This is a genomic window from Ereboglobus sp. PH5-5, assembly GCF_029504805.1.
Taxonomy (GTDB): domain Bacteria; phylum Verrucomicrobiota; class Verrucomicrobiia; order Opitutales; family Opitutaceae; genus Ereboglobus.
The window spans coordinates 248,582-274,405 of the sequence record NZ_JAQFIT010000002.1 but is presented as its reverse complement, the minus strand read 5'-3'; the positions used below and the strand labels follow the sequence as shown (position 1 = coordinate 274,405).

General features: G+C 56.6%; 15 protein-coding genes. 5 read left to right on the top strand and 10 right to left on the bottom strand.

Annotated elements, in window-relative coordinates:
- Window positions 1–407: 407 nt before the first annotated feature.
- On the top strand, window positions 408–2,492 hold the full coding sequence (locus M2103_RS02230) for a methylmalonyl-CoA mutase family protein (RefSeq protein ID WP_277508470.1): 2,085 nt from the start codon (window positions 408–410) through the stop codon (window positions 2,490–2,492).
- Window positions 2,493–2,582: 90 nt separating this feature from the next.
- Entirely contained in the window at window positions 2,583–4,724 is a 2,142-nt protein-coding gene (gene scpA, locus M2103_RS02225; RefSeq protein WP_277508467.1) for a methylmalonyl-CoA mutase, read from the top strand.
- Window positions 4,725–4,911: 187 nt separating this feature from the next.
- Here scpA and M2103_RS02220 read toward each other — a convergent pair whose 3' ends face one another.
- From M2103_RS02220 to M2103_RS02200, 5 genes are all read right to left on the bottom strand, one after another.
- Window positions 4,912–5,733 (bottom strand): HNH endonuclease, encoded by an 822-nt coding sequence (locus tag M2103_RS02220; RefSeq protein ID WP_277508466.1) that lies wholly within the window; start codon window positions 5,731–5,733, stop codon window positions 4,912–4,914.
- Window positions 5,720–7,489 carry an AAA family ATPase gene (locus M2103_RS02215; protein WP_277508464.1) on the bottom strand — a complete coding sequence of 590 codons (1,770 nt, stop codon included), beginning with the start codon at window positions 7,487–7,489 and terminating at the stop codon, window positions 5,720–5,722. The genes M2103_RS02220 and M2103_RS02215 overlap by 14 nt, the downstream gene beginning before the upstream one ends.
- Window positions 7,490–7,494: 5 nt before the next feature.
- Complete coding sequence (locus tag M2103_RS02210; RefSeq protein ID WP_277508463.1) at window positions 7,495–8,670, bottom strand: DNA adenine methylase; 1,176 nt, start codon at window positions 8,668–8,670, stop codon at window positions 7,495–7,497.
- Between the two features lie 245 nt (window positions 8,671–8,915).
- Entirely contained in the window at window positions 8,916–9,587 is a 672-nt protein-coding gene (locus tag M2103_RS02205) for an ORF6N domain-containing protein (RefSeq protein WP_277508461.1), read from the bottom strand.
- A 760-nt stretch (window positions 9,588–10,347) separates the two neighbouring features.
- Window positions 10,348–14,106: a TonB-dependent receptor plug domain-containing protein gene (locus tag M2103_RS02200; RefSeq protein ID WP_277508458.1), complete on the bottom strand. Its 3,759-nt coding sequence runs from the start codon at window positions 14,104–14,106 to the stop codon at window positions 10,348–10,350.
- A gap of 534 nt (window positions 14,107–14,640) precedes the next feature.
- Here M2103_RS02200 and M2103_RS02195 point away from each other — a divergent pair.
- Window positions 14,641–15,120, top strand: coding sequence for an META domain-containing protein (locus M2103_RS02195; protein WP_277508457.1), 480 nt, complete (start codon window positions 14,641–14,643; stop codon window positions 15,118–15,120).
- A 162-nt stretch (window positions 15,121–15,282) separates the two neighbouring features.
- Here M2103_RS02195 and ribA read toward each other — a convergent pair whose 3' ends face one another.
- Window positions 15,283–16,818 carry a GTP cyclohydrolase II RibA gene (gene ribA / locus M2103_RS02190; RefSeq protein ID WP_277508455.1) on the bottom strand — a complete coding sequence of 512 codons (1,536 nt, stop codon included), beginning with the start codon at window positions 16,816–16,818 and terminating at the stop codon, window positions 15,283–15,285.
- Between the two features lie 13 nt (window positions 16,819–16,831).
- On the bottom strand, window positions 16,832–18,211 hold the full coding sequence (locus M2103_RS02185; RefSeq protein ID WP_277508453.1) for an NCS2 family permease: 1,380 nt from the start codon (window positions 18,209–18,211) through the stop codon (window positions 16,832–16,834).
- Between the two features lie 112 nt (window positions 18,212–18,323).
- Here M2103_RS02185 and gcvP point away from each other — a divergent pair, with 112 nt between their 5' ends.
- Together gcvP and M2103_RS02175 are read left to right on the top strand one after the other, a co-directional pair.
- Window positions 18,324–21,164 carry an aminomethyl-transferring glycine dehydrogenase gene (gcvP, locus tag M2103_RS02180; protein WP_277508452.1) on the top strand — a complete coding sequence of 947 codons (2,841 nt, stop codon included), beginning with the start codon at window positions 18,324–18,326 and terminating at the stop codon, window positions 21,162–21,164.
- A 49-nt stretch (window positions 21,165–21,213) separates the two neighbouring features.
- Window positions 21,214–23,250, top strand: a complete 2,037-nt coding sequence (locus M2103_RS02175) for a beta-L-arabinofuranosidase domain-containing protein (protein WP_277508451.1) — start codon at window positions 21,214–21,216, stop codon at window positions 23,248–23,250.
- A 99-nt stretch (window positions 23,251–23,349) separates the two neighbouring features.
- Here the strand turns inward: M2103_RS02175 and M2103_RS02170 are convergent, their stop codons facing one another.
- The 3 genes from M2103_RS02170 to atpD all read right to left on the bottom strand — a co-directional run bounded on the left by M2103_RS02170 (window position 23,350) and on the right by atpD (window position 25,795).
- Window positions 23,350–23,820, bottom strand: coding sequence for a GNAT family N-acetyltransferase (locus tag M2103_RS02170; protein ID WP_277508450.1), 471 nt, complete (start codon window positions 23,818–23,820; stop codon window positions 23,350–23,352).
- Window positions 23,821–23,849: 29 nt separating this feature from the next.
- Window positions 23,850–24,254: an ATP synthase F1 subunit epsilon gene (gene atpC / locus M2103_RS02165; RefSeq protein ID WP_277508449.1), complete on the bottom strand. Its 405-nt coding sequence runs from the start codon at window positions 24,252–24,254 to the stop codon at window positions 23,850–23,852.
- Window positions 24,255–24,379: 125 nt separating this feature from the next.
- Window positions 24,380–25,795, bottom strand: coding sequence for a F0F1 ATP synthase subunit beta (gene atpD, locus M2103_RS02160; protein ID WP_277508448.1), 1,416 nt, complete (start codon window positions 25,793–25,795; stop codon window positions 24,380–24,382).
- Window positions 25,796–25,824: the final 29 nt, after the last annotated feature.

The following is a 25,824-nucleotide window of genomic DNA, read 5'->3' as shown; positions in this document are numbered from 1 at the left end:
ATCCGTCCCCTCAAATCCTGGCTGTATGATTTCATGCACCATCACTTCTCTTATTTTCACTCCATTTGCGACTAATTAATTAGGAATTGCTCTAGATAGTCGATGCGCCTATAGGCGCGCGGGCGATATCCCTTCGGGTGACGCCCCTTTGCGCCTTTTTGTGGCTAAATTTCATGCAAAAATCACACCTTGTGGCGTGTCGTGTTTTGGGAGGCGACCAGCCGCGTGCTCAACATCGGCTTCGGCCGCGCATCCGATGCCATTTTCCGGCGACTTTTCAGCGGCACAGGGCATTTATTTTTAGCTGTTATTTATCTGATTTTTTAATAACTTCCTCCCTTTTCTTCCGGCCATTGCAACTCTCAACATCTGTAACGGCCGCCCATTCACCCGTCACTTTTCCACACATGAGCAGCACAACCAACGAAACCAATACTCCCGAATCCCTCGACGGCCTGCGCGCCGCCTACGCCGAATGGCGCAAGACCGTCGAAACCGAACTCAAGGGCGTGCCCTTCGAGAAAAAACTCGTCACCAAGACGCCCGAAGGCATTGCGCTCCAGCCGCTTTACACGCGCCTCGACACCGCGGTGCTCCCCGCGCAGGACGCCTCCGCCGCGCGCGGCTCGCTCGACAAGGGCTACTTCAAGACGCCTTGGGAATTCGCCCAGGAAATCGCCCTCGCCGCCCCCGCCGATTTTAACGCCGCACTCCTCGCCGACCTGAACCGCGGCCAGAACGCCGTCTCCATCTCGCTCGACTGCGCCACCCGCGCCGCCAAGGACGCCGACGCCGCGCCCGCCGCCGAAGTCGGTTGCTGCGGCCTCTCCGTGAGCGACCTCTCCGACCTCGCCGCCGCGCTCAACAACGTCGAGCTCACCGCCGTCCCCGTGCACATCAACGCCGGCGCGACCGCGCTCCCCGTCGCCTCGCTCCTCCTCGCCCTCGCGAAACAGCGCGGCATCGACGCCTCCAAAATCAACGGCTCCGTCACCGCCGATCCCCTCGCCGAACTCGCCTCGCGCGGCGCGCTTCCCGACACCCTCGACTCGCTCCAAAACGACCTCGCCCAATGGACGCTCTGGGCCTCGAAAAACGCCCCCGGCCTCTCGACCGTCGGCGTGGACGCATCCCTCTGGCTCAACGCCGGCGGCAACGCCGTGCAGGACCTCGCCCACACCATCGCCGCCACGGTTGAATACATCCGCGAGCTCGGCAAACGCGGCCTCACCGCCGAACAAATCGCCGCGCACCTCCGCGTCAACTTCGCCATCGGCCCGCAATTCTTCATGGAAATCGCGAAGTTCCGCGCCTTCCGCCTCCTCTGGGCGCGCGTCGCCGCCGCCTATGCGATCAAAGCCTCGCCGAAAATCCACGCCCGCACCGGCCGCTGGAACAAGACCAAGCTCGACATCAACGTGAACATGCTTCGCGTCACCACCGAGGCGCTCTCCGCGGTGCTCGGCGGCGTCGATTCGCTCCACATCGCCCCCTACGACGAAGTCATGGGCTCGCCCGACGATTTCTCGCGCCGTATCTCGCGCAACATCCACACGCTCCTCGCCGAGGAGTTCCACGTCACCGCCCCCAACGACCCCTCCGGCGGCTCCTTCTACATCGAAAAACTCACCGACGAACTCGCCCGCAAAGCTTGGGCCGCGTTCCAGGACATCGAGAAACAAGGAGGCTTCACCGCCGCCCTCCGCGCCGGCTCGCTCCAAACCGCCGTCGCCGCCACCGCGAAGGCAAAATCCGACTCCCTCGACAAGCGCCGCATGGGCCTCGTCGGCACCAACCTCTTCCCCAATCTCAAGGAAAAGGACCCCGTCGCCCGTCCGCTCGCCACGCCCGAGTTCGTCGCCGCCCGCGCCGCCGACGTCAAGAAACGCCGCCCGGCCGCCGCTCCCGCGATTTCCAAGGACGACCTCGCCACAAGCATTCAGGCCGCCGCCCAAGGCGCGACCATCGGCCAGCTCTTCGCCGCCACCCACCCGGATGCGAAACCCGAAACCGGCGTCATACCCGTCGCGATCGTTCGCGGCTCCGAAGGTTACGAATCCCTCCGTGCCGCCGCCGACGCCTACGCTAAGAAAAACGGCGCCCGCCCGAAAATCTTCGTCGCGAAAATGGGCCCCGTTCTCCAGCACAAGGCCCGCGCCGACTTCACCGCCGGCTTCTTCAGCACGGGCGGCTTCGAAATGATCGCCAAGGACGCCTACGAAACCGCCGAGGACGCCGCCAAGGCCGCGGTCGCCTCCGGCGCTCCCGTCGCGGTCCTCTGCTCGACCGACGCCACCTATCCCGAGCTCGCCCCCGCCTTTGCCAAGGCGCTCAAGGCCGCCAAGCCGGAAATCCAAGTCATCCTCGCCGGACGCCCCGCCGATGAAACCCTCTCCGCCGCCTACAAAACCGCCGGCTTCGACGATTTCATCTACATGGGCGCCAACGTCCGCGGCCTGCTCGCCAACATCCAAAAAACAATCGGCGCGTAATTACACAAAAGCATCGGGCCTATCGGTCATATCCGGCCAATGGGTCTTATTGTTTCACACTTCACCTTTCACATTTCACCTTTTCATAAAATGAGCACCACTCCCGACTTCACCAAACTCGCTTACGACGACATCAAGCTCGACACGGCGAACGGCGCGCCCGCCACCGAAACCGTCGAACTCACCGACGAGCAAATCCCCGTCAAGGCCAACTACACCGCCGCCGACCTCGCCGGCTGCTCCACCCTCGACACCATGCCCGGCCACGCGCCCTTCACGCGCGGGCCCTACTCGACCATGTATGTCGCGCGCCCCTGGACCGTGCGCCAATACGCCGGCTTCTCCACCGCCGAGGAATCCAACGCCTTCTACCGCCGCAACATCGCCGCCGGCCAGCAAGGCCTCTCCGTCGCCTTCGACCTCGCCACCCACCGCGGCTACGACTCCGATCACCCCCGCGTTGTCGGTGACGTCGGCAAGGCCGGCGTCGCCATCGATTCCGTCCTCGACATGCAGACCCTCTTTGGCGGCATCCCGCTCGACAAAGTCTCCGTCTCCATGACCATGAACGGCGCCGTCCTCCCCGTGATGGCCTTCTACATCTGCGCCGCCCTCGAGCAAGGCGTCAAACTTGAGCAACTCTCCGGCACCATCCAGAACGACATCCTCAAGGAATTCATGGTGCGCAACACCTACATCTACCCGCCCACGCCCTCGATGAAGATCATTGCGGACATCTTCGAATACACCTCGAGGAACATGCCCAAGTTCAACTCCATCTCCATCTCCGGCTACCACATGCAGGAGGCCGGCGCCACCAACGACCTCGAGCTCGCCTACACCCTCGCCGACGGACTCGAATACATCCGCACCGGCGTCAAGGCAGGCATCCCCGTGGACGCCTTCGCGCCCCGCCTTTCCTTCTTCTGGGCCATTGGCAAAAACTTCTTCATGGAAATCGCCAAAATGCGCGCCGCCCGCACCCTCTGGGATCGCATCACCTCGCAATTTGGCCCCAAGAACAACAAGTCCCGCGCCCTGCGCACCCACTCGCAAACCTCCGGCTGGTCGCTCACCGAGCAGGACCCCTTCAACAACGTCGCCCGCACCTGCCTGGAAGCCCTCGCCTCCACGCTCGGCCACACGCAATCCCTCCACACCAACGCGCTCGACGAGGCCATCGCTCTCCCGACCGACTTCTCCGCGCGCATCGCCCGCAACACCCAGCTCTTCCTCCAAAACGAGTCCGGCATCTGCAACGTCGTTGATCCCTTCGCCGGCTCCTACTACGTCGAGGCGCTCACCCGCGAAATCACCGAAAAAGCCTGGAAGCACATCGAGGAAGTCGAGTCCATGGGCGGCATGACCAAGGCCATCGAAGCAGGCCTGCCCAAGCTCCGCATCGAGGAAGCCGCCGCCCGCCGCCAGGCCAAGATCGACTCCGGCAAGGAAACCATCGTCGGCCTCAACAAATACCGCATGGAAAAAGAGGACGCCCTCGAAATCCTCGAAGTGGACAACACCGCAGTCCGCGAGTCGCAAATCAAGCGCCTCAACGAACTCAAGGCCGCCCGCGACAACGCCAAGACCCAAGCCACCCTCGACGCCCTCACCGAGTGCGCCGCCACCGGCAAAGGCAACCTCCTCGAACTCGCGGTCGAGGCCGCCAAGGCCCGCGCCACACTTGGAGAAATCAGTTCCGCGCTCGAATCGAAATTCGGACGCTACCAAGCCACAATCCGCAGCATATCAGGAGTTTATCGCATGGCCTACGGAGACGAACCCATCATCAACGAAGTCCGCACACTCGTCAAAAAATTCGAGGAAAAGGAAGGCCGCCGCCCCCGCATCCTCGTCGCCAAACTCGGCCAGGACGGTCACGACCGCGGCGCCAAGGTTGTCGCCACCGCAATGGCCGACCTCGGCTTCGACGTCGACATCGGCGCGCTCTTCCAAACCCCGGCGGAGACCGCCCAGCAAGCCGTCGAAAACGACGTCCACGTCGTTGCGATGAGCAGCTTGGCCGCAGGCCACAAAACCCTCCTCCCGCAACTCGTAGCCGAGCTCAAAAAACGAGGCCGCGAAGACATCCTGGTCATCTGCGGCGGTGTTATTCCAGCGCAAGACTACGACTTCCTCCTGAAAAACGGCGCCAGCGCCATCTTCGGCCCCGGCACAGTCATCCCGAAGAGCACGAAGAAGATACTGGAGTTGCTCTTGGAGCGTTTGTAAGCAGGTTCGACCTGCACCTTTCCTCAAACACTTAAAAACACGGCTCTCAAGTCCGTGTTTTTTTAGAACATCAACTATCAGTTTATCGCTCTGTAGATCGCATCATACCGCAGTTTATATTTGTATAGAGAAAAGCTACACTGTTAATATATACATAACCAAGAGAACGAGTTGTAGTGCCTTATTTTTATGGAGTTATATTATTAGAAATAAGCTCATTCACAATGGCATTTAACCACTTTTTTTCAATAGAATATCGACGAAAGGCAATATACTCATTTTCCAAATTTTGAGCCTCACGTGCAAAATCTCGAACCAAAACACCAATAGCATTGCGCTGCGCTTGTTCATCTTTAGCATAAATCAACTCTGAACGGATTTTATTTCTAAATGAATTTAAAAGCTTACGCCTATTATCCATTAAATATTTCCTGTTCAATTTACATGTTTTAATTGTGTAATCAAAGCATTCATCTGTTGAACTAATTTCGCCGTTTTCTGAAAAATCAATATTGCCACGAGGATCTTGAGTCTCTGGGTTAACCATTTTCGGTAATTCTATAGAATCATGTAAAGCTGACAACGCGTTTATCTTTGCAATATGATATTTATTCACCTTAAAGACATACGGTGTCCCCCTTAATTCGAATTGTCGCCCTTTGTGCTCATTACACTTAGGGCAAGCAAGGACAAGATTGTCCCAGCTATAGGCTAACCAATAGTATGTCTGTTTGGGGCGAAAATGCTCCGCATGCAGTTGCTCTACTTTTTGCTCACAGAACGCACATTTTTTATGATAAATGAGTTTTAATTTTTCAATAATATCAGAATATTTATATCTACTATTGTATTTATCGTCGTCTATATATTTTCCGCCTCTTATTAGCTCGATTCTCCGGGAATGTGTTGTTTTGCATGGTCGTGGAAAAGAAGCAGTTGGGAAGTAGATTCTATAGGGCGGAGTCAGGGAAGTTGGCACAGCCCAGATATCTTTATCAATCTTTATCATTAGATAATTCCTCGTTAATTATACTATTTATGGCATCATCGATTTCTTGATTATTTATAAAAGTTTTCCCATGCAGTTTCTGCTCTTTCAGGCGCGACTTCAGCTGTTCGTTGATTCTATACAAAAGAAAACTATCATCCGTGACTGAATCATCATTATCTTCATCCAAACGGGAATCTTCCAGTCCAAATAGTGGTGATGTTATCAGTGTATTGACCATCAGATGATTTAAATCACTTCTTAAGTAAGGGTCGCTAGCCTTTGTTTCACCTTTATCTCGGTATATTTTATAAATTATCGCATCATTAGAGGCACCTTGAATAATAGCTGGACTATGAGTTGTGAAAAAAAACTGTATATTTGGAAAAAGAGAGCGAAGTCTCTTTATAATTATTCGTTGCCACTTAGGGTGCAAATGCAGATCTATCTCATCGACTAGGACTACACCCTTCATTAATCTTATATCCTGTTCCCTTTTATTACTGAGACTAAATCTGTATAGCAAATCGCAAACAAAAATTATAATACTCCGATAACCCTCAGACAGTTGTTCAAGTGTCAACGGATATTCTTTTTCAATGAATTTTACATCAGTCCCTTGAATTTCTACTTTGACATTTCGTTCTAGTAATTCAAAAAATATCTTCTCAAGCTCATCGACTGCCATTAGATATTTTTTATTAACAGCATCAACTCCACTATTTATACTTTCTAGCTCCAATAATCTTTGATTTTTCAGCCATGCTACTGGATCATTCAAGGTTACATTAAAATCAAAAAGAGACATAAATCCATATTTTTCAGGAGTGTCTGAAGAATACCGCCCCCGGTGAGTTCCATACGCATATATATTTTCTAGGTAGTTTGCTTGCTGGAGAGTATACGTTTCATCGAGCTCATCAAATCCATCGAGCAGAATATTCTGCGATCTTAAAATATCGACAGCTTGTGCTGTTTCTTTATATTCCGTCTTTGTTGCGATATAGTTTCCTTTAAATGCCAAATATAAGGCCATTAATAGCAACGATTTTCCGTCCCCGTTTTCTCCAACAAAATAAACTTCCTTCGATTTTTTGAAATTCAAATTTAATTTCTTAATAGAAAAAAACTTTTCTATTAAGATGCCATTTATGTAATGAGTATCAAATGTTCCACCCTCTAGCCAATTTTTAAATTGTGTTTTGTTTACACCAAGCGCTTTATGAAAATTATTTAAGAAGCATTCTTCGTAAAACTCATCATTAGATAATTCGTTTTGGATCAGTCGAAAAAAACGTTCTTTTAAAACATTTTTGAATAATTTTCCGACTTCTGGATTATAGAAAACAATGGACATATCATATGGCACCTCTTTTTTGCGTCGGTAACTAGGATCGGCAGATCCAGATTCTACTAGTGCACTTCTAATATTTGTATACTGTTTTCCATCTTCTAGGTGAAACACTCCTTTCATGTTCCCTGTAGAATATTTCAGTGCGAATTCTTCCACAATACCTCCATGTGTGAAAATAAGAGCAAGTAATGAGAAGATAGATTTCTCGGCTGGATATTTTTGAATTTCAAACCAATATTGGGGGATTGCGTCATTCAGAGTATTCATTCCCAAAAAAGAGCGTAAGATAGGCTCATCAATGGCAGCCTCCTTGCGAACAAATTTTTGAATTGTATCAATACTGTGAATAACATCAAAAGTTTGAACAATATCATATTTCGTCCAAGATGTTTTTAGTTTCTTGAAATCTATATGTGTTTTCATATAAATTAGTTTCTTTTAAAAGATATCAACAGTTCATTTACTTCCATGTTGTGTTCATCTGATCTTCCCATTTTACTATGTTTGTGTCCTTTTTTAAAAATCTTACTTGAGTAGGATCGACCAAGGGTGTCTTTCCCTATTCTTAATATGTCCTTTGGGGGAATCATTCCATTGTCGCTGTAACTTAATATGATGTGGGATTTTCTTAATTTGATATTTTCAAATAGAAGCTTAAAGGCGCTAGCAACCTCGGTTTTCTTGCTGAATGGAGATTGGTGTCTATCCTCTCGATATCTCCCTTTATATTTTACATGTGGATAGTCGTATCTTACTAAAGTTTCTATTGCATGATAAAATCTTGAATAATGCACTGAGCTATATGGCGGGTCGGCATATACGATACTATTTTCTTCAATAATTCTTAAGCAATCAAGATAATCTAAAGATGTTATTCTAAATTTCCTGCGCACTTTTATGGTTAAGACGTTAATAAGTTCATTGAATTTTTTTTCGAATAAAGGCCAGATATCCCTGCATCTATAGATCAGGATATCTGACATATTTTCCTTATTTACATCTCTAAATTGAGCAAAATGGCCTGTTCCTTGAGAAGTGTAGGACATAGCATAAATTAACGAAGAAAGTATAATATAAAATTCAGGAGTTCCATGGCATTCTTCAGCTATTGCTCTAATTGAATCAATCCAAACGCATTGATCAAAAGACCAATATGTCCCAGAATAATATTTAGTAAAAAGATGGAATCCTACATCAAATTCCTTATTTATCAAATTTTGTTGCTTCTTTTCAATTTTAGAAAGTTTGTCGAAACTGATTTTAGTGAAATATGGGAATTTCAGTTCTGGATATTTCGAATAAAATTCAGCAACTAATGATTTTGCATGGGCTTCAATTTCATTAATTCTTTCAGCGGTGAAGCCTTTCCCCAGATTCATCAGGTAGGTATTGGCAAAAACTGATGAATATGTCTGAATGTCATTAATCTGGAGATTATATTTATCTCTTAGTGAACATCCTACGACGGCCGTCCCAGCAAATAAATCACAAAACCATTCTGATTTGATATTTAAATCTTTAACGGAGCTTAGTATAAACTCTAAGATCTCGCGTTTGGATCCCATATACTTCATCAAGTGTGGTATTTTTTGAGGATCGATCATTATAAAATAGCGTGGAATTAACGAGTTGTGAGAAACTAATTGAATGACGGTTTGATCAGGTTGATGTTTGTTACGGCCTAGATCAAGCCTGACGGATGCAATGGACGCCAGAAAAAACCTCTGGTCTTAATGGTAGGGGACGGAAAACCGGAAAAACATTTAGAAAGTGATGTAAGGTGGAAGGGGCAATCCGAGACTTGTTAACAAAATTTTGAGCGAGTAGATCAATGTTTGTTGATTTTGTTTCAACCGTCAGTGCGGACAAACCCAATTTTCCGCTTATGCAAAGGGCCATCCGGCATTGTGAGATTACGAATGGCTTCAACCAGCGAGGCGATTTGCTCGTCATGTTCGCCCAAGCGGGCATCCAGTTCGGCCAGTTTTGCCGTGAGAGCCTTGTGATTCACCATCATTTGCCGGAGTTGTATGAACGCCCGGACAACCATCACGCCCATTTCCTCGGCGGTGGCAGAGTTTATCACATTGGCCGTCTGAATCGCCCCATGCTCGGTGAAGGCATAAGGCAATGTATTGCTAAATCGCAAGTTGCCAAGGTGGTCGCATTTCGCGACCACCTCTGAGCATTCCTCTCGCGCAAGTTGAAAACGAAAATCCGCGGGAAACCGCCGTTGATAGCGATTCACCCGTTGATTCCCACGCGCGAACAAATTGACACCAATGTAGGGGCGTCGCTTGCGACGCCCGTGGTTGGTCTGACAATCGAACCGGGCTTCGCAAGCGAAGCCCCTACGTGAGTGCTGGTTGCGTCGTTTTGAACGAGCGTTAGAATGATTCAGCCGCTTGGTGGTCACGCCGTAAAGCCGGGCCGAATCCCTGTCGATTATGACCCGTTGACCGCGCAGCACGAGGATTCGCGATTGGACATGCTCCACGGGAATGAGGTCGAGAGGGGACATGGTAACATCTTGTCAGGCTTACTGTTCTTGGGATTGCCTCAGAACAATGCGCCTCCTTGTTTTGAACACAAGAATTTTGCTTCACCGAAAAATACATAATCGCGGAAACGCGGAAGAGCGGAAGTTCGGAAAGCTGAGTCAAATTTCCATGATTACAAACCGGCAGACTTGGCTGTCCGCGCTACGAAAGCTATTCGATTGAGACAGCGCTTCCTCAATCAATTCTTTTGCGCCTCTTGTGCCTTTTGGTGGCTATTCCATTCGACTAATCGCGGAAACGCGAAAAGGCGGAAGCGCGGAAAAGCTGAGTCAAATTTCCATGATTCCAATCCGGCAGACTTGGCCGTCCGCGTTGCGAAGACTATTCGGCTCTATTCGATTGAGACAGAGCTTCTTAACTGATTCCGACTTTCTGCCCTTCCGCGCTTCCGCGATCAATTCTTTTTGTGTCTCTTGTGCCTTTTTGTGGCTATTCCATTTGGCTAATCGCGAAAACGCGGAAGGGCGAAAGTGCGGAAAAGCTGAGTCAAATTTTCATGATTCCAATCCGGCGGACTTTGCGGTCCGCGCTGCGAAGACTATTCGGCTCTATTCGATTGAGACATAGCTTCTTAATTGATTCCGACTTTCCGTCCTTCCGCGCTTCCGCGATCAAATCTTTTTGCGCCTTTCTATTTTCGAAAATGCCTCGATAAAAAAGGCATCCCCTTTTTGGGGGATGCCTTTGTCCGGACCGGCCGGTCAAAACCCATGAACCGGCTTAGAAATCGAAGGTGGCTGTCAGGATGAACTTGCGCGGGTCCATGATGCGATACGAGACGGGGGAGCCGTCGTAGTTTCTCGCGACCACTTGCAACTCTCCGTCTTGGAAGACATCGGTCACATTGAGTTGGATTTTCATGCGCGCCTTGTTGTTGAAGACCTTGCATGTGTAGGCGACCCAGAGGTCGGTATACCACTTGGCGCTGTCATACATCGGGCGCGAGGTGTCCGCCAGGTCGATTTTCTCGGGCGTGAGGGGGTTGCTGGCTTTGCCGTAATAACCGATGATGGCCTTGTCCTCCCAGCGCTGGGCGCCGCCAACGGAGAAACCTTTCAGGGGACCATGGGTGAAGACATAATTGGTAACAAAGGAGGCGCGATACTTCCGTTGTCCCGGCGCAACTTGTCCTTGCAGAATCTTGGCCAATAGTTCCTCGGGCGTCACCACGCCTTCGTAATAGTCGCGGGCGACTCTGTAACCATAGGCATTGTTGGGGCCGTATTCGGCTATGTAACCCGAACTCTGCCAGAACTCATCCAAAATGACCGGCGTGGTCGAATTGAACGGTGTGTAGGTGGCGTATTGCTGCTTGTCCGCGTTGAGGAAGTCGGCGGCGCGCGCATTTTCCATGAATTGGTTTCGGTGATTATACCACGCGTCGAATTCCTTCAGCACGTTGTTATAAACAGTTCTTTGTTTTCCCGCGGTGAGCCGCATGGTCCAGTTGGGGGTGGGATTGTAGTTCATCATGACTTCGACACCCTTGGCCTCAAGGGTCTGTGTGCCGTAGGGGGTTCCGGGCAGGTTCGCGTAGTAGTCATAATCCTGTCCCCATATCCTTGATATTTCGGTCTTGAGCGCGTCCTCGTTGACCGACGCCCGTGCGAGGTTCACCCAGTCGGCGGTGTCGGTGGGCGATCCCACGACGTTCATGTTGGTGAGGTTGAGCAGGGCGATTCGTTCCGCCCAGCCGCGAAATGAGTTGGTGTCGATGAGCGTGGTCAGGCGCGAGCCGGCGGAGCTGGGGTTGATATAGTTGTTCTCGCTGGTCGCCTTGAACCAGGAGATGCGTGTGAAGAGTTTGTTTTGGAACAGCGAGAATTGCACGCCGTAGTCCTTGCCGTTTCCGACCGGCTTGGGCAGGGCGTTGCCGAAGTAATCGACGTAGGATGCGGGAGGGGCGTCGAAATTGTCGGATTTGTTGTAGCTGATGCCAAAGTCGCGCACGAATTCCCAAAACAGGTTGCCGTCCGCGGCCCGTTTTTCAATCGCCTCCCAGTTCAGGAAGGGTTTCAGGACGAAGCCAACGGTCTTTGTGGTGCCGTTGAGCTCGTTCCATTTGGTCCTGAATGAATTCACGTATTCAGTCTGGTAATATCCGTCCACGAATTTTTGCGCGTTGGTTGTGGCGCCCTTGTCGGTGGTGCGGGTTTTGTTTTCATCGCGGCGGATGCCGAATGTCGTGATGAGCCTGTCTTTCCACAGGTAGCTGGTGATGGCCGTGCTGTAGGAGAGGAGCTTGCGTTCCTGCCTGTCGGTGCCGGCGCTGTGGGTGGAAAGCCCCATGGTCATGTTGTAGGGTTCCCATTGGTTGGTGTTGTAATTGTATCCCAGAATATCGCCGGTGTAGGAGGTCGCGCCGGACCATGCGCCGGAGGCGTGCGTGACCACGCCGCCGGGGTCGCCGGGAGAGGAGAGGTAATACATGCGATAGGCGGCCCGTCCGTCCTCGCTGCGGCCAACCCGGGAGCCGTGCCCGTATGTGTATGACCATGTGCTGCCCCGCGTCGGATCGGGCAGGTATCGCAAGGCGCTCGCCTCGCTGCCCGCGCCCACGAACATGAGGCGTTTCCGATAGGTCTTGGTCTCCGTTTCATGATGGGAGACGAGGCCGAGAATGTTGTGGCGCCCCAGCCAGCGGGTCCATCCCTTGTTTTTGGTGAAGTCCGGGGTAAAGGCCAGCATGGCGCGGTATTGGTCGGTGTTGATGCTGGTTTCCCATGTGTCCGCGTCCGTGTCCTCCAGATAAACCTGCCCGAAGTATTTGTTTTCCGTCCCGTCCGGGAGATACAGGTTGGTGTCCACATACAGGGTCGCGGCGTCGAGTTGGGCGACGGTGTAGTTTTGCACCGCCCTGTAGTCCTGCCTGAACCAGCCGGCGCTGAAGTGCAGCAAGCCGGGGAGTATTTCCTGCTCGAACTCAACATTGTAGTTGGTGTTGCGGGCCTCGGCGAAATTCATCTGGTTGGTGTTGATGTCGGTCCAATCATAAATCGCCGAGTTGGAAACGCCCGGGTCCTTGTAGCTGGGCATGGTCGCGGCGTATTTCGCGGCGTTCCCGTAGGAGCGCGTATAGGATGCGTTATAGGCGTTATACCAGGTGGGGTTTGCCCAGATGTCCGCCTCGGCTGGCGTGACGGTGGTGGTTCCCCAGGCTGCGAGCACCCGGTCGGCGGCGGTCTCATAAAATCCGACGCTGTTTCCGCTGTCGAGCATCTGGAAGGGTCTCGACGCGTGGATTGCGATGCCGGGAATGCGCATGGGGGATTTTATGTTGGTGATGATGTCCGCCGTGAAAACATTCACGCCGTCGTAGGTGGCGCCCGTGAGCCGTCCGTCGGTTCTTTTTTCGGTATATTTGGCGGTTACAAAGTTGGGCAGTCCCTTGAGGTAGTTCACCATGTTTTCAGCAAGCGGGGAGTTCGCGTTTGTGACATAGGGCACCACGGATCCGTCCTCGAGGACAAACGTGCCGCTTCGCGGATCGTAGCCGGGTTTGCCCGCGTTGACCCAGCTGGTCACATAATCCTTTGGCGTCATAAAGTTGGGGCGGCGGCCGTCGTTTTTGTAGCCTTCGATGCTGGCGGTGATCTTGGTTCTCTTGAACGGCTGGTAGGTGACGGTGGCATACTGCCTGCGAGTGATGTCGTAGGAGGGCTTCCGTTCGAATTGCTCGTCATTATACAAAAGCGCGCCATAGACGGCCAGTTTGTCCTTGATGAGCGTTTTGTTAAAATTGAACGAGGCGCGGTTTGAGCCGCGGTCATCGATGCGCACCATCACTTGCGCCGTGTTTTTGTTTATCAACGCTTGCGCCATGCTCATGTTGACGATGCCGGCGGGATTGCCCATGCCGAAGAGCAGCGAGTTCGGGCCGCGGTTGATTTCGACGGAGGCGGCGTTGTAGGAATCGAACGGAATCTGGGAGAGCGCCGAATAGTAATTCAACGCCATGCTGGGCGCGCCCATGCCGCGCAGCCGGTTGGCGCCCGAGTTGGTTCTGATTTCACCGCCGCCCGTGCTGTTGCCGCTGATGTTGTCCGCATATCCCGTCGCGGCGCGTCCGGGGGCGCTGATTGGCGTATAGGTTGATGAACCCTCGGCGTTGATTTCATACCTGAACACGTCGTTGATATCCAACGATGCGGTGTCCTCCATCTGCTGTTTTGTGACCACCGAGATCGCCGCGCCCAAGTCGGAGATATTTGTTCGCATGCGGCTGCCGGCGAGGGTGTTCTCGGCATAATAACCTTTGTCCCTTGTCGCATCCACTTGGAAGGGTGACAGCATGATGATCTCGTCATCAATCGGAGCCGGGGTGGCGGCCCGTGTGGTGACGGGGATCGGCGGGGTGTCGGAGGTCGGGGTGGTGTCGGGCCTGACAGCCTGCGCCATTGCCAGCGTGCCGGACAAAACAAGTCCGCCGACGGCCATGGACGCAAAGCGCAAACGTGATATCTGTATATTGGTGTTCATGGGTTCTTCAGTTTCTGGGTTCTCTGTGCGCGTTCCTCGGGTCTCGCACGGGGAGCAAGGCGAAAAATGACAGTGGGTGGGTCATCGTTCTTTTGCGGAGGGTGAGGGGATCCGAGGGTTAAGCTTTGCCCGCAGATTGCGCGGGGCGGGTTGCGCGCGCCAGCTTGCCCAAAAATTACAGTAAGACTCTGAGCTCTCGTGAAAAACACGAATGGCGGGCGTTCAGGAATTGCAACTCACCGCGTGGATGGGCGCTTTTATACTTCCGTGAAAATGGTGAAAATCGCGGAAACGCGGAAACGCGGAAGGGCGGAGGGGCGGAAAAACTGAGTCGGATTTCCATGGTTCCAAACCGGCATGACGGTCCGCGCCACGAAGGCCATTCGGTTGCGGCGGAGCTTCTAGCATGGCTCCGCTTTTCCGCCCTTCCGCGCTTCCGCGATTCAAGTGTAAGTTTATTTTGAAAACAACGGACGGGGTTGCATTGTTGCGGTTTTCGGAACCATTTATGGGCGAACTGTTCAATTCAACATCATGACTAAACATACACGGACAATCGTTTCTCTCACTTTCATTGCGGCGCTGTCGCTTTTCGTATCGGCGTGCGCGGACAAATCGGCGAAGCCGGCGGTGGCCGCCGCGGCCACGATCACGCAAACCGACCCGGCGGTGCTGGTGTCGAAATCCTGGAGGCTGGAAAGCCTCGGCGGGGTTGTGCTGAACGCGTCCGACTACAGGGGGCTGCCCACCTTGCAGTTCGACGCGACGAACACCCGCGCGGCAGGCAAGTCGCCGGTCAACAATTACAGCGGCCTGTATAAACTGGATGGCGCGAATCTTTCGTTTGGCATGATGGTTTCGACGCGCATGGCGGGACCGCAGCCCGACATGGAGCTTGAGCACAAATACAACCGAATCTTCCCCTCGGTGACGGGCTGGCGCATTGTTAACGGAAAGCTCGATCTTCTTGGCGGCGAAACCGTGCTGGCGACATTCATCGAAAAAGTGGAGTGATTCCGGTTGCGAGCGCGTTTTAGACCTTAACGGGTGGGGCGCGCTCGCCGAGAATTACGAGCGGCAAACGCGACGGTTGTAATACTGTCGCTGCCGCTCGGAACATCGAAACCGCCCTGCCTAAAAACGCGGCATAACAAGGCGCGCATGCGTCAACGCCGCTCACTCATACACCGGATGCTCGTCCAAGAATATCCAGCGGTCCACGTCGATGGCGTGCGCTTTTAATGCGGCGATGTATTCGTTTTTCTTCACGAGGCTGTCGGGGTTGTTCATCACCATCTGGATTTTTTCATTTGGGATGTGCTGCCTCAAAAGGAGCATCGCGGCGTCGTAGTCGCGGCTGTCGTAACTGATGCCGAGCTTGCGGTAGGACTCGTCGGTGGTGCGGGCCTGGCCGGTTTGCGTCATCATGAGGTCGGTGGCGTAGGCCCCGAAGCCGGCGCCTCGTCCGTCGTTGTAGATGAGCAGGAGCGCGCCGCAGCCGTAGGTGATGATGTGCTTCACGGACTGCTTCATTTTGTCGCGGTTGGCGGCGGTGCGGAGCGGGAAGCGGTTGAAGAGCGCCTCGCTGTGAAGGCGCACCACGGGGATGTCGCCGGCGCGCGGCTGGCCGTGCGTGAGGACGACGTGTTCCTGGCAGGTGACGATGTCGTAATAAACGTGCGTGCGGAACCAGTAGGGCGCGGCGAGAAGGTCGGTGACGGTGTCGCCGGGGTTGGCCTTGCGGTGCGCGGCGAGGGCGGCGGGGGAGATTTTTACGAGGTGGCGGTTGTCGCGAAGCGGCGTGTGCTCGAGGATGAGCGCGCGGTGGGCGTCGGTTATTTTTTGGTATTGTTCGCCGGTTAGCAGCGCGCAGTCGTCGACTTGTTTTATGGGGAGAAAATAGCTGGCGGCGTAGATGAAGCGGCGTGCGTTGGCGAGGGCGTGCGGGCGAAAGGCGTCGACGGGCTCGGGCGGCGCGGCGCGGCGGACCTTGCTGACGGTGGGGCGCTTGAGGTTGTGGCCGCCGCAGGTGGCCTTCGAGGTGAGGTAGGCGAGGTTGAAGGGCGAGGGCTCGACTTCGAGCGGCTCGGTGGCGGCGATGGGGATGCCTTGCGCGCGGAGGGCGGCGACTTTGTCGGGGTTGTTCGTGAGGACGTTGAAAGGCGCGCGGATGCCGAGGAGGTGGCAGATTTGCGAGATGTTGTCGTAGTGGCGGTGGTCTTTTTTGAGCCCCATCGCGGCGTAGGCGTCGAAGGTGGTGAGGCGGTCGCCGGAGGCTTGCACGATCATGCGGTCGCGCGCCTTGGCGGCGTAGCCGACTCCGCGGCCCTCCTGCATGAGGTAGAAGAGGATGCCGCGGCGCTTTTTGGCGATGAGCTCGAGCGCGCTTTCGAGTTGCTCGACGCAATCGCAATCGCAGCCGCGCAGGGTTTCGCTCGTCACGCACGAGGAGTGCATGCGGATGTGGAGCGGTTCGGCGCTGGTGATGTCGCCGTGCGCGAGCGCGATGAGGTAGTGCTTGTCGATGATGTCCTGAAAAATGTGCGCGCGGAAATTGCCGAAGCGCATTTCGAGTTCGCAACTGGCGAGGTAGAGCGTCTGGCCGTGCAGCGGGCGGTCCTCGGGCGAGAGCGGCGCGAGGGCGCTTCCCTCGGCGTGGTGAAACTGGCGGATGAGCGCTTCGAAGTCGGGAGTGTTTTTAAGCGTGGTCAAGGCGGCGGTGTGTTTAGCCCGCGTGGTTGAACGGGAAGAGTTGGAAAAATTTCAGGAAAAAGATGACGGCGATTATGTAACCGATGACTGTGATGGATCGCGCCCTGCCGGTAAAGAGCGCAAGCATCACCGACGCGAGAATCCCGATGCCGATGCCGTTTGCGATGCTAAAGGTGAGCGGGATCGCCATGATCGTGAGCACGGCGGGCGCGGCGGTGGTGAAGTCGTCCATTTTGATCTCAACGACGGACTGCATCATAAAAACGCCGACGATGATGAGCGCGGGCGCGATGGCGGCGTTGGGGATGCACAGGATGACGGGGGTCAAAAACAGCGCGAGCAGCATGAGCACCGCGACGGTGACGCCGGTCAATCCGGTGCGCCCGCCCGCCTCGACGCCCGACGCGGACTCGGCGTAACTGACGACGGTCGATGTGCCGAACAGCGCGCTGCACGCGGCGGCGACCGAGTCGGCTACGAAGACGCGCCCGATGCGCGGCAGCGAGCCGTCGTCGCGCAGCAGCCCGGCGCGCTTGGCGACGCCGATGAGCGTGCCGATGCTGTCGAACATCGAGATCAGCAACAGCACGAGGATGACGGGGACCGCCTTGATAAACGCGTCCCAACTGGAGAGAAAACCGAAGGTGAGCTTGAAAAAATGCGGCTCCGGCGAGGCGGGCAGCCAGCGCGCGGTGGCGAGGTCGAGGTGCGTGATCGCGCGGCCGTTTGCGCCGGTGATGAACGCGCCCGCGATTGTCGTTGCGATGATGCCGATGATGATCGCGCCGGGCACGCGGCGCGTGACCAGAATCATCGTGAAAATGATTCCGCCGAGGCAGAGCGCGACCTCGGGGGTGGCGAAGTTGCTCGCCGCGAGAAGCGTGTCGCGGTCGGCGACGACAATGCCGCCCTTTTGCAACCCGAGAAACGCGATGAAAAGCCCGATGCCGCAAGTGATGGCGATCTTGAGCGAGTAGGGCAGCGAATCGACGATGCGCGCGCGCACGTTGGTCACGGACAGGATGAAAAACAGGATGCCGTTGATGAAAACCATGCCGAGCGCGTCGGACCAGCCCGTGCCCATGTCGCGACAGATTGTGTAGGTGAAGATCGCGTTGATGCCCATGCTCGGCGCCATCGCGAGCGGATAGTTTGCGAGCAGCGCCATGAGGATGGTGGCGACCGCGCCGCTGAGCGCGGTGATGGTGACGAGCGCGGCCTTGTCCATGCCCGCGTCGGCCAGGATGCCGGGATTGACGGTGAGCGCGTAGGCCATCGCGGCAAACGTCGTCAGCCCGGCCAGGATTTCGCGCGAAACCGTGGTGCGATTTTCCTCAAGCTTGAAGATTCTCTGGAGCGTGCCTTTCACCTTTTTGATTGATGTGGGAAGCATGTCGAAGCGGACGGCGGGCGGGCGAGCTTGTTTTGCGGCGCGTCCAATCCAAATGCGCTTTTTGGGGTTAAATCTGTTGCCAGCGGCGCGGCGCGATTCCTAGCGTTACGGCATGACAAATCCCACGCCCGCGGAGACCGTCTCCGATGTTTTTGCCCCGCGTCATAACTCGCCGACCGAGGCCGATGTTGCGAAGATGCTCGAAACGCTCGGGCAGCCGTCGCTCGACGCGCTCATCGACGCAACCGTGCCCGCGGGCATCCGGCTCGGGCGCGAGCTGAAACTTCCCGCCGCCGCGGGCGAGAGCGACGCGCTGGCGGAATTGCTGGCGGTCGCGCGCCAAAACGAAATGCGCCGCTCGTTCATCGGCCGCGGTTACTACGGCACGCGCACGCCGTCGGTCATTCGCCGCGCCATTCTCGAAAACCCCGGCTGGTATACGGCCTACACGCCCTACCAGGCGGAGATTTCGCAGGGCCGCCTCGAGGCGCTTCTCAACTTCCAAACGCTCGTCACCGACCTCACCGCGCTCGACATCGCCAACGCCTCGCTGCTCGACGAGGCCACCGCCGCGGCGGAGGCCATGACGCTTTGCCATCGCGTCGCGAACAACACCACGCGAAACACGTTCTTCGTTTCCGACGCGTGCCATCCGCAAACCATCGACCTCATCCGCACGCGCGCCGAGCCGCTCGGCATCAACGTCGTCACGGGCGATTACACGAAGGCCGCGCCCGACGCCACCTGGTGCGGCGTGCTCGTGCAGTATCCCGACACGCGCGGAAACATTTGCGACTACGCCGACTTCTTCGCCCGCGCGCACGAGGCGGGCGCGCTCTGCGTGGTGGCGGCGGATTTGCTCGCGCTCACGCTGTTGCGCGCGCCGGGCGAGTTCGGCGCCGATGTCGCCGTGGGCAGCGCGCAACGCCTCGGCGTGCCGATGGGTTTTGGCGGGCCGCACGCCGGCTACATGGCGACCAGGGACGCCTGCAAACGCCAGATGCCCGGACGGCTCGTCGGCGTGTCGAGGGACGCGCAGGGCGACCCCGCGCTCCGCCTCGCGCTCGGCACGCGCGAGCAGCACATCCGCCGCGACAAGGCCACGTCGAACATTTGCACCGCGCAAGTGCTCCTCGCCGTGATGGCGTCGATGTATGCCGTGTATCACGGGCCGGAGGGATTGCGCAAAATCGCCCGCCGCGCGCACGCGCACACGCTGCGCCTCCAGTCCGCGCTTCAGGCCGCGGGCATCGCCACGAACGATGCGCCGGTTTTCGACACGCTCTGTATCCAAAATGTGGATGCGTCCGTCATTCACGCCCGCGCCTCCGCGAAGCAAATCAACCTCCGCGCAATCGACGCGAGCACCGTCGGCGTGTCGCTCGACGAGACGACAACCGACGCCGATGTCGGGGATCTCATTCAAATCATCGCCGGGAGCGCGCCCGCGGCGCGAATTTCAGATTTCAAATCTCAGATTCCAGAAAAGCTGGCCCGCACCAGCGCGTTTCTTACGCATCCGGTTTTCAACAGCTATCACACCGAGCACGAAATGCTGCGCTACATCAAGCGGCTCGAGGCGCGCGACCTGTCGCTCTGCCACTCGATGATCTCGCTCGGCTCGTGCACGATGAAACTCAACGCCGCCAGCGAAATGCTTCCGATCACCTGGCCGGAGTTTGCGGCGCCGCATCCGTTTGCGCCGGCGGAGCAGGCGCGCGGTTACGCGAAGTTGTTTTCCGACCTCGAAACCTGGCTCGCGGAAATCACCGGCTTCGCCGCGGTTTCGCTCCAGCCGAACTCCGGCGCGAACGGCGAATACGCGGGCATCCTCACGATCCGCCGCTACCTCATCGCGCAAGGGCAGGGGCACCGCAACATCTGCCTCATCCCGGTCAGCGCACACGGCACGAATCCCGCGACGGCGGTGATGGCGGGCATGAAAGTGGTCGTCGTGGCATGCGACGCGGCGGGCAACATCGACGTCGCCGACCTCCGCGCCAAGGCCGCCGAGCACGCGGACAACCTCGCCGCGATCATGGTCACCTATCCCTCGACGCACGGTGTGTTCGAGGCGCCGATTCGCGAGATTTGCGACATCGTGCACTCGCACGGCGGGCAGGTCTACATGGACGGCGCGAACATGAACGCGCAAGTCGGCCTCACCTCGCCGGGCCACATCGGCGCGGACGTCTGCCACCTCAACCTGCACAAAACCTTCGCAATTCCGCACGGCGGCGGCGGCCCCGGCGTCGGCCCGATCGGCGTGGCAAAACACCTCGCGCCGTTCCTGCCCGGGCACTCGCAATACAACACGCCCGGCGCGGTCAGCGCGGCGCCGCACGGCAGCGCGAGCGTGCAGCCGATCACCTGGATGTATATTCGCATGATGGGCGCGGCGGGGCTCACGCAGGCGACGAAGCTCGCGATCCTCAACGCCAACTACATCGCGCGCCAGCTCGACGCGCACTACCCGGTTCTCTACAAGGGCGCGACGGGCCATGTCGCGCACGAGTGCATCATCGACTGCCGCCAGTTCAAGAAGCACGGCATCGAGGTGGACGACATCGCGAAGCGCCTGCAGGATTACAACTACCACGCGCCGACGATGAGTTTCCCCGTGCCCGGCACGCTCATGATCGAGCCGACGGAAAGCGAATCGCTCGTCGAGCTTGACCGTTTCTGCGACGCGCTCATCGCCATCGCGAAGGAAATCGCGGACGTGGTCGAGGGCCGTGCGGACAAGGTGAACAACGTCCTGAAAAACGCGCCGCACACGGCGAAGGTCGTCTGCGCGGACACATGGGACCGTCCCTATTCGCGCGAGCAGGCGGCGTTCCCGACCGCGTGGGTGCGCGAGCACAAGTTCTGGCCGTCGGTTGGCCGCGTGGACAATGTTTACGGCGACCGAAATCTCGTTTGCAGCTGCCCGCCGCTCCCGGCTGACGCCTGAGGGGCGAGGAATATTTTTTCAGAATCCCAACAATTCACAAATCATCCCCATGAAAACAGCCCAAGCCCCGTTGTTGCTGGTGCTCGCGCTCGCCCTGTGCCTGGGCGGCGCGCGCGCGTCGGCGGAATACAATTATCCGAACAATCGTTTTCCGCTGGCGCGGAAACCCTACGTCGAGCTTCCGCTCGGGAGCATCAAGGCGAAGGGCTGGTTGCACGAGATGCTGAAACGCCAGAAAACCGGCGCGACGGGACAAATGGACACGCTGTATCCGCAGGTGATGGGCTCGCGCAACGGCTGGCTCGGCGGCGACGGCGATCAATGGGAGCGCGGCCCCTACTGGATCGACGGTTTGCTGCCGCTCGCGCACATTTTGGACGACGGGGCGCTGAAGGAAAAGGCGCGCCCCTGGGTTGAGTGGGCGCTTGCGAGCCAGCGCGAGGACGGTTTTTTCGGCCCCGCCAAAAACTACGGACGCGAGCCGGGGTTGCAGCGCACGAACGCCGAGGATTGGTGGCCGCGCATGGTGGTCCTGAAAATCCTGCAACAGCACCACTCGGCGACGGGCGACGAGCGCGTGATCGGTTTCATGACGCGGTATTTTCAATACCAACTAAAAACGCTTCCCGCGAAACCGTTGGGCAATTGGACATTTTGGGCGCGGTTCCGCGTGTGCGACAATATTCAAGTTGTGTATTGGTTGTATAATATAACGGGCGACGGATTTTTGCTGGAGCTTGCCGACCTGCTCCACAAGCAGGGGCATGACTTCACGGGGATGTTTCTTAAGGGCGAGGATCTTGCGCGCTTCGCGAGCATTCACTGCGTCAACCTCGCGCAAGGCATCAAGGAGCCCGCGGTGTATTATCAGCAGCATCCCGAGAAAAAATACCTCGACGCCGTGCGCAAGGGATTCGCCGACCTGCGCAAGTTCAACGGGCACGCGCAGGGCATGTATGGCGGCGACGAGGCGCTGCACGGCAGCAATCCCACGCAAGGCTCCGAGCTGTGCTCGGCGGTGGAGCTGATGTATTCGCTCGAGACAATACTCGGCATCACCGGGGACACGGCCTTCGCCGACCACTTGGAGCGGGTGGCGTTCAACGCGCTGCCCACGCAGATCACGGACGACTTCATGTATAAGCAATATTTTCAGCAGGCGAACCAAGTGATGGTGACGCGCCACATCCGCAACTTCGATGTTCTCCAGCACGGCACCAATCTCGTTTACGGACTGCTCTCGGGTTACCCCTGTTGTGCCTCGAACATGCACCAGGGCTGGCCCAAGTTCACACAAAACCTCTGGCATGCGACGCCCGACAACGGGCTCGCCGCGCTGGTTTATTCACCGTCGGAAGTCACCGCCAAGGTGGCCGACGGACGTCGCGTGAAAATCACCGAGGACACGTATTATCCGATGGACGACCGCATCCGCTTTACCGTGCAAATCGAGGACAAGGGTGTTTCCGAAATCAACTTTCCGCTGCATCTTCGCATTCCAGGCTGGTGCAAAAAAGCGGAGGTCAGCGTGAACGGAAAACCGGAGCGTAGCGCCGCCGCCGGCGAAATTGCCGTGATCCGTCGCGCGTGGAAAAGCGGGGATGTTCTCGAACTGAGCCTGCCGATGCAGGTAAGCACGAGCACATGGTATGAAAACTCAATCGCGGTGGAACGCGGCCCGCTGGTGTATGCGCTGCGGATGGAGGAGCAATGGACGAAAAAGAAGTTCCCTGACGAGGACGTGACGCGCTACGGCGAGCATTATTACGAAGTCACCTCGTCCGACAACTGGAACTACGGCATAGTCAACTTCAACAGGAAGAAAACGGCGGAGCACTTCAAGGTCACGGTCGATCCGTCGAGGCAGAAGGCGAAGTATTTTTGGAATTTGGAAAACGCGCCCGTGCAAATAAAGGTGAAGGCGAAGCGGATTCCCCATTGGAAATTATACAATGAAATGACCGGCCCGATTCCCTTCACACGGCTCAAACCGGGCGACGATTACGGGCAGCCCGAGGAGGAAATCACCCTGATTCCCTACGGCTGCACCACGCTGCGAATATCGCAATTCCCCGTCGTGAAGTGATCGCCTCGCAACGGCGCCGGGGCAGGGCGGTTTCGCCGTTCCGGGCGTCCGCGAGATTCCGACCGCCGCCGCGTTTATCCTTGGATGACTCCCCGCGCGTTACGTTGATTTACCATAATCGAAAGTCAGGCGAAGCATGTCCCTGAGTTGTATTCCATTTTCGAAAATCGGGACTTGGTAGTTTTTGATGAAAAAATCCCGGTCGATGGATGAAACACGAAAACCCTGTCGTTGATAAAAACTCAGTTGGTAGCCAAAGCTGCCGGTGCCGACGGTCAGTTGGTTCGCGCCCAGCTTTCCGATTGCCGCGATGACGTGCCGGAGCAACTGCGCGCCGACGCCTTTTTGCCGGTGGGCCGGCGCAACGGAAATGCACATCAGTTCGTAAATTTCTTCGTCGGTGGGAATGACCGCGCAGGCGCCAACCAGCACGCCGTCGGACCACGCGGCAAAGCAGGTTGAGAGGGGCAGGTAGCCCTTGAGTTTTTCCTCGGATGGGTCCGCCTGCAAAAGCAGTTCCATCGGGATTTCCTTGGGCGAGACCCCGGTGATTTCGACTGTCGCGGACATCGAGCCGTTACGGGAAGCGAAGCCCCGTGTTATTTCTTCATGAGCTTGTGCGCGAGTTGCGCCATCGAGAAGCGCATGGCGGCTTCGACACGATCGAGCTCCTCGGGCGTCATGCTGTCGCGGTTTTTCAGCGCGGCCTCGGCCCGCTTGACCGCGGCCTCGGCGGCGTTGGTGTCGATCTCCTCGTCGTTGATCGCGTTTTCGGCGAGGATGGAAACGCGGTCGCACTCGATCTCCGCAAAGCCGTCGCCAATGATGATGTAATCCTCCACGCCGTCTTTCGTCACGCGCAACTCGCCGGCGCGCACTTGCGTGAGCAGCGGCAGGTGGCCGGGCAGAATCCCGATCTCACCGGTCGTCGTGGGAACGACCACCGTTTCTATCGTTTCTGAATAAACGCAGGCTGCGGGTGTGACGATTTCGAGTGTTAACATGGGAGGAAGGTTCTGAAGACCTGTTTCGAGCGAAGCGACAGTCTGCCAAGCCTGAAGGCTGAAGGCCGGAGCTTCTGTGGTGTGAAATTTGAGTGAGTGAATGTATTTTTTCAGCCTTCAGGCTTTTATTTTTTGGCGAGAGCCAAAATCTCGTCGATGCTGCCCTTCATGAAGAAGTCGGCCTCGGCGGCCTCGTCGAGTTCGCCGTTGAGAATCATCTTGAAGCCGCGGATTGTCTCGGCGACGGGCACGTATTTGCCGGGGAAGCCGTTGAAGACCTCGGCCACCGAGAAGGGTTGCGAGAGGAAGCGTTGCAGTTTGCGCGCGCGATACACGGTCAGCTTGTCCTCGTCGGAAAGCTCGTCCATGCCGAGGATGGCGATGATGTCCTGAAGGTCCTTGTAGCGCTGGAGCACGCGCTGGACTTCGCGGGCGGTGTTGTAGTGTTCCTCGCCGACGATGGCGGGATCAAGCGCCTTGGAGGTGGAGGCGAGGGGGTCGACGGCGGGATAGATGCCGAGCTCGGCGACGGAGCGCTCCAAAACGATGGTGGAGTCGAGGTGGGCAAAGGTGTTCGCGGGCGCCGGGTCGGTGGGATCGTCGGCGGGCACGTAAACGGCCTGCACCGAGGTGATGGAACCGTTTTTGGTCGAGGTGATGCGCTCCTGCAGGATGCCCATTTCATTGGCGAGCGTGGGCTGGTAACCGACGGCGGAGGGCGAGCGGCCGAGCAGCGCGGAGACCTCGGAGCCGGCTTGCGAAAAGCGGAAGATGTTGTCGATGAAGAGCAGCACGTCCTGGTGCTTTTCGTCGCGGAAATACTCGGTCATCGAGAGGGCGGAGAGGGCGACGCGCATGCGGGCGCCGGGCGGTTCGTTCATCTGGCCGTAAACGAGCGCGACTTTTGACTTGGAAAGGTCGTCCTGGTTGATGACCCCGGCCTCGGACATTTCGTGATAGAGGTCGTTGCCCTCGCGGGAGCGTTCGCCAACGCCCGCAAAGACCGAGTAGCCGCCGTGCGCCTTGGCGATGTTGTTGATGAGCTCGAGAATGACGACGGTTTTGCCGACGCCCGCGCCGCCGAAGATGCCCGCCTTGCCGCCTTTGAGGAACGGGCAAATGAGGTCGAAGACCTTGATGCCGGTCTCGAGGATTTCGGCCTTGGTGTCCTGCTCGACGAGGGCGGGCGGATCGCGGTGGATGGGATAGCGTTTTTCTGCGGTGACGGGGCCGCGGTCGTCAACGGTGTCGCCGGTGACGTTGAAGATGCGTCCGAGCACGCCTTCGCCGACGGGCACGGTGATCGGGGCGCCGGTGTCGATGACATCCATGCCGCGCACGAGCCCCTCGGAGGAGGACATGGCGATGGTGCGCGCTACGCCGTCGCCGAGGTGCTGCTGGACTTCGAGCGTGAGTTTCTCGGCCTTGCCCGCGGCGGTGAACTCGACCGTGAGCGCCTGGTTGATGGGAGGGATTGCGTTTTCGGCGAATTGCACGTCAACGACAGCGCCGAGGACTTGGGTGATTTTTCCGGTATTCATGAAAAGTGTGAGCGGTGGCTGGTGTTTTT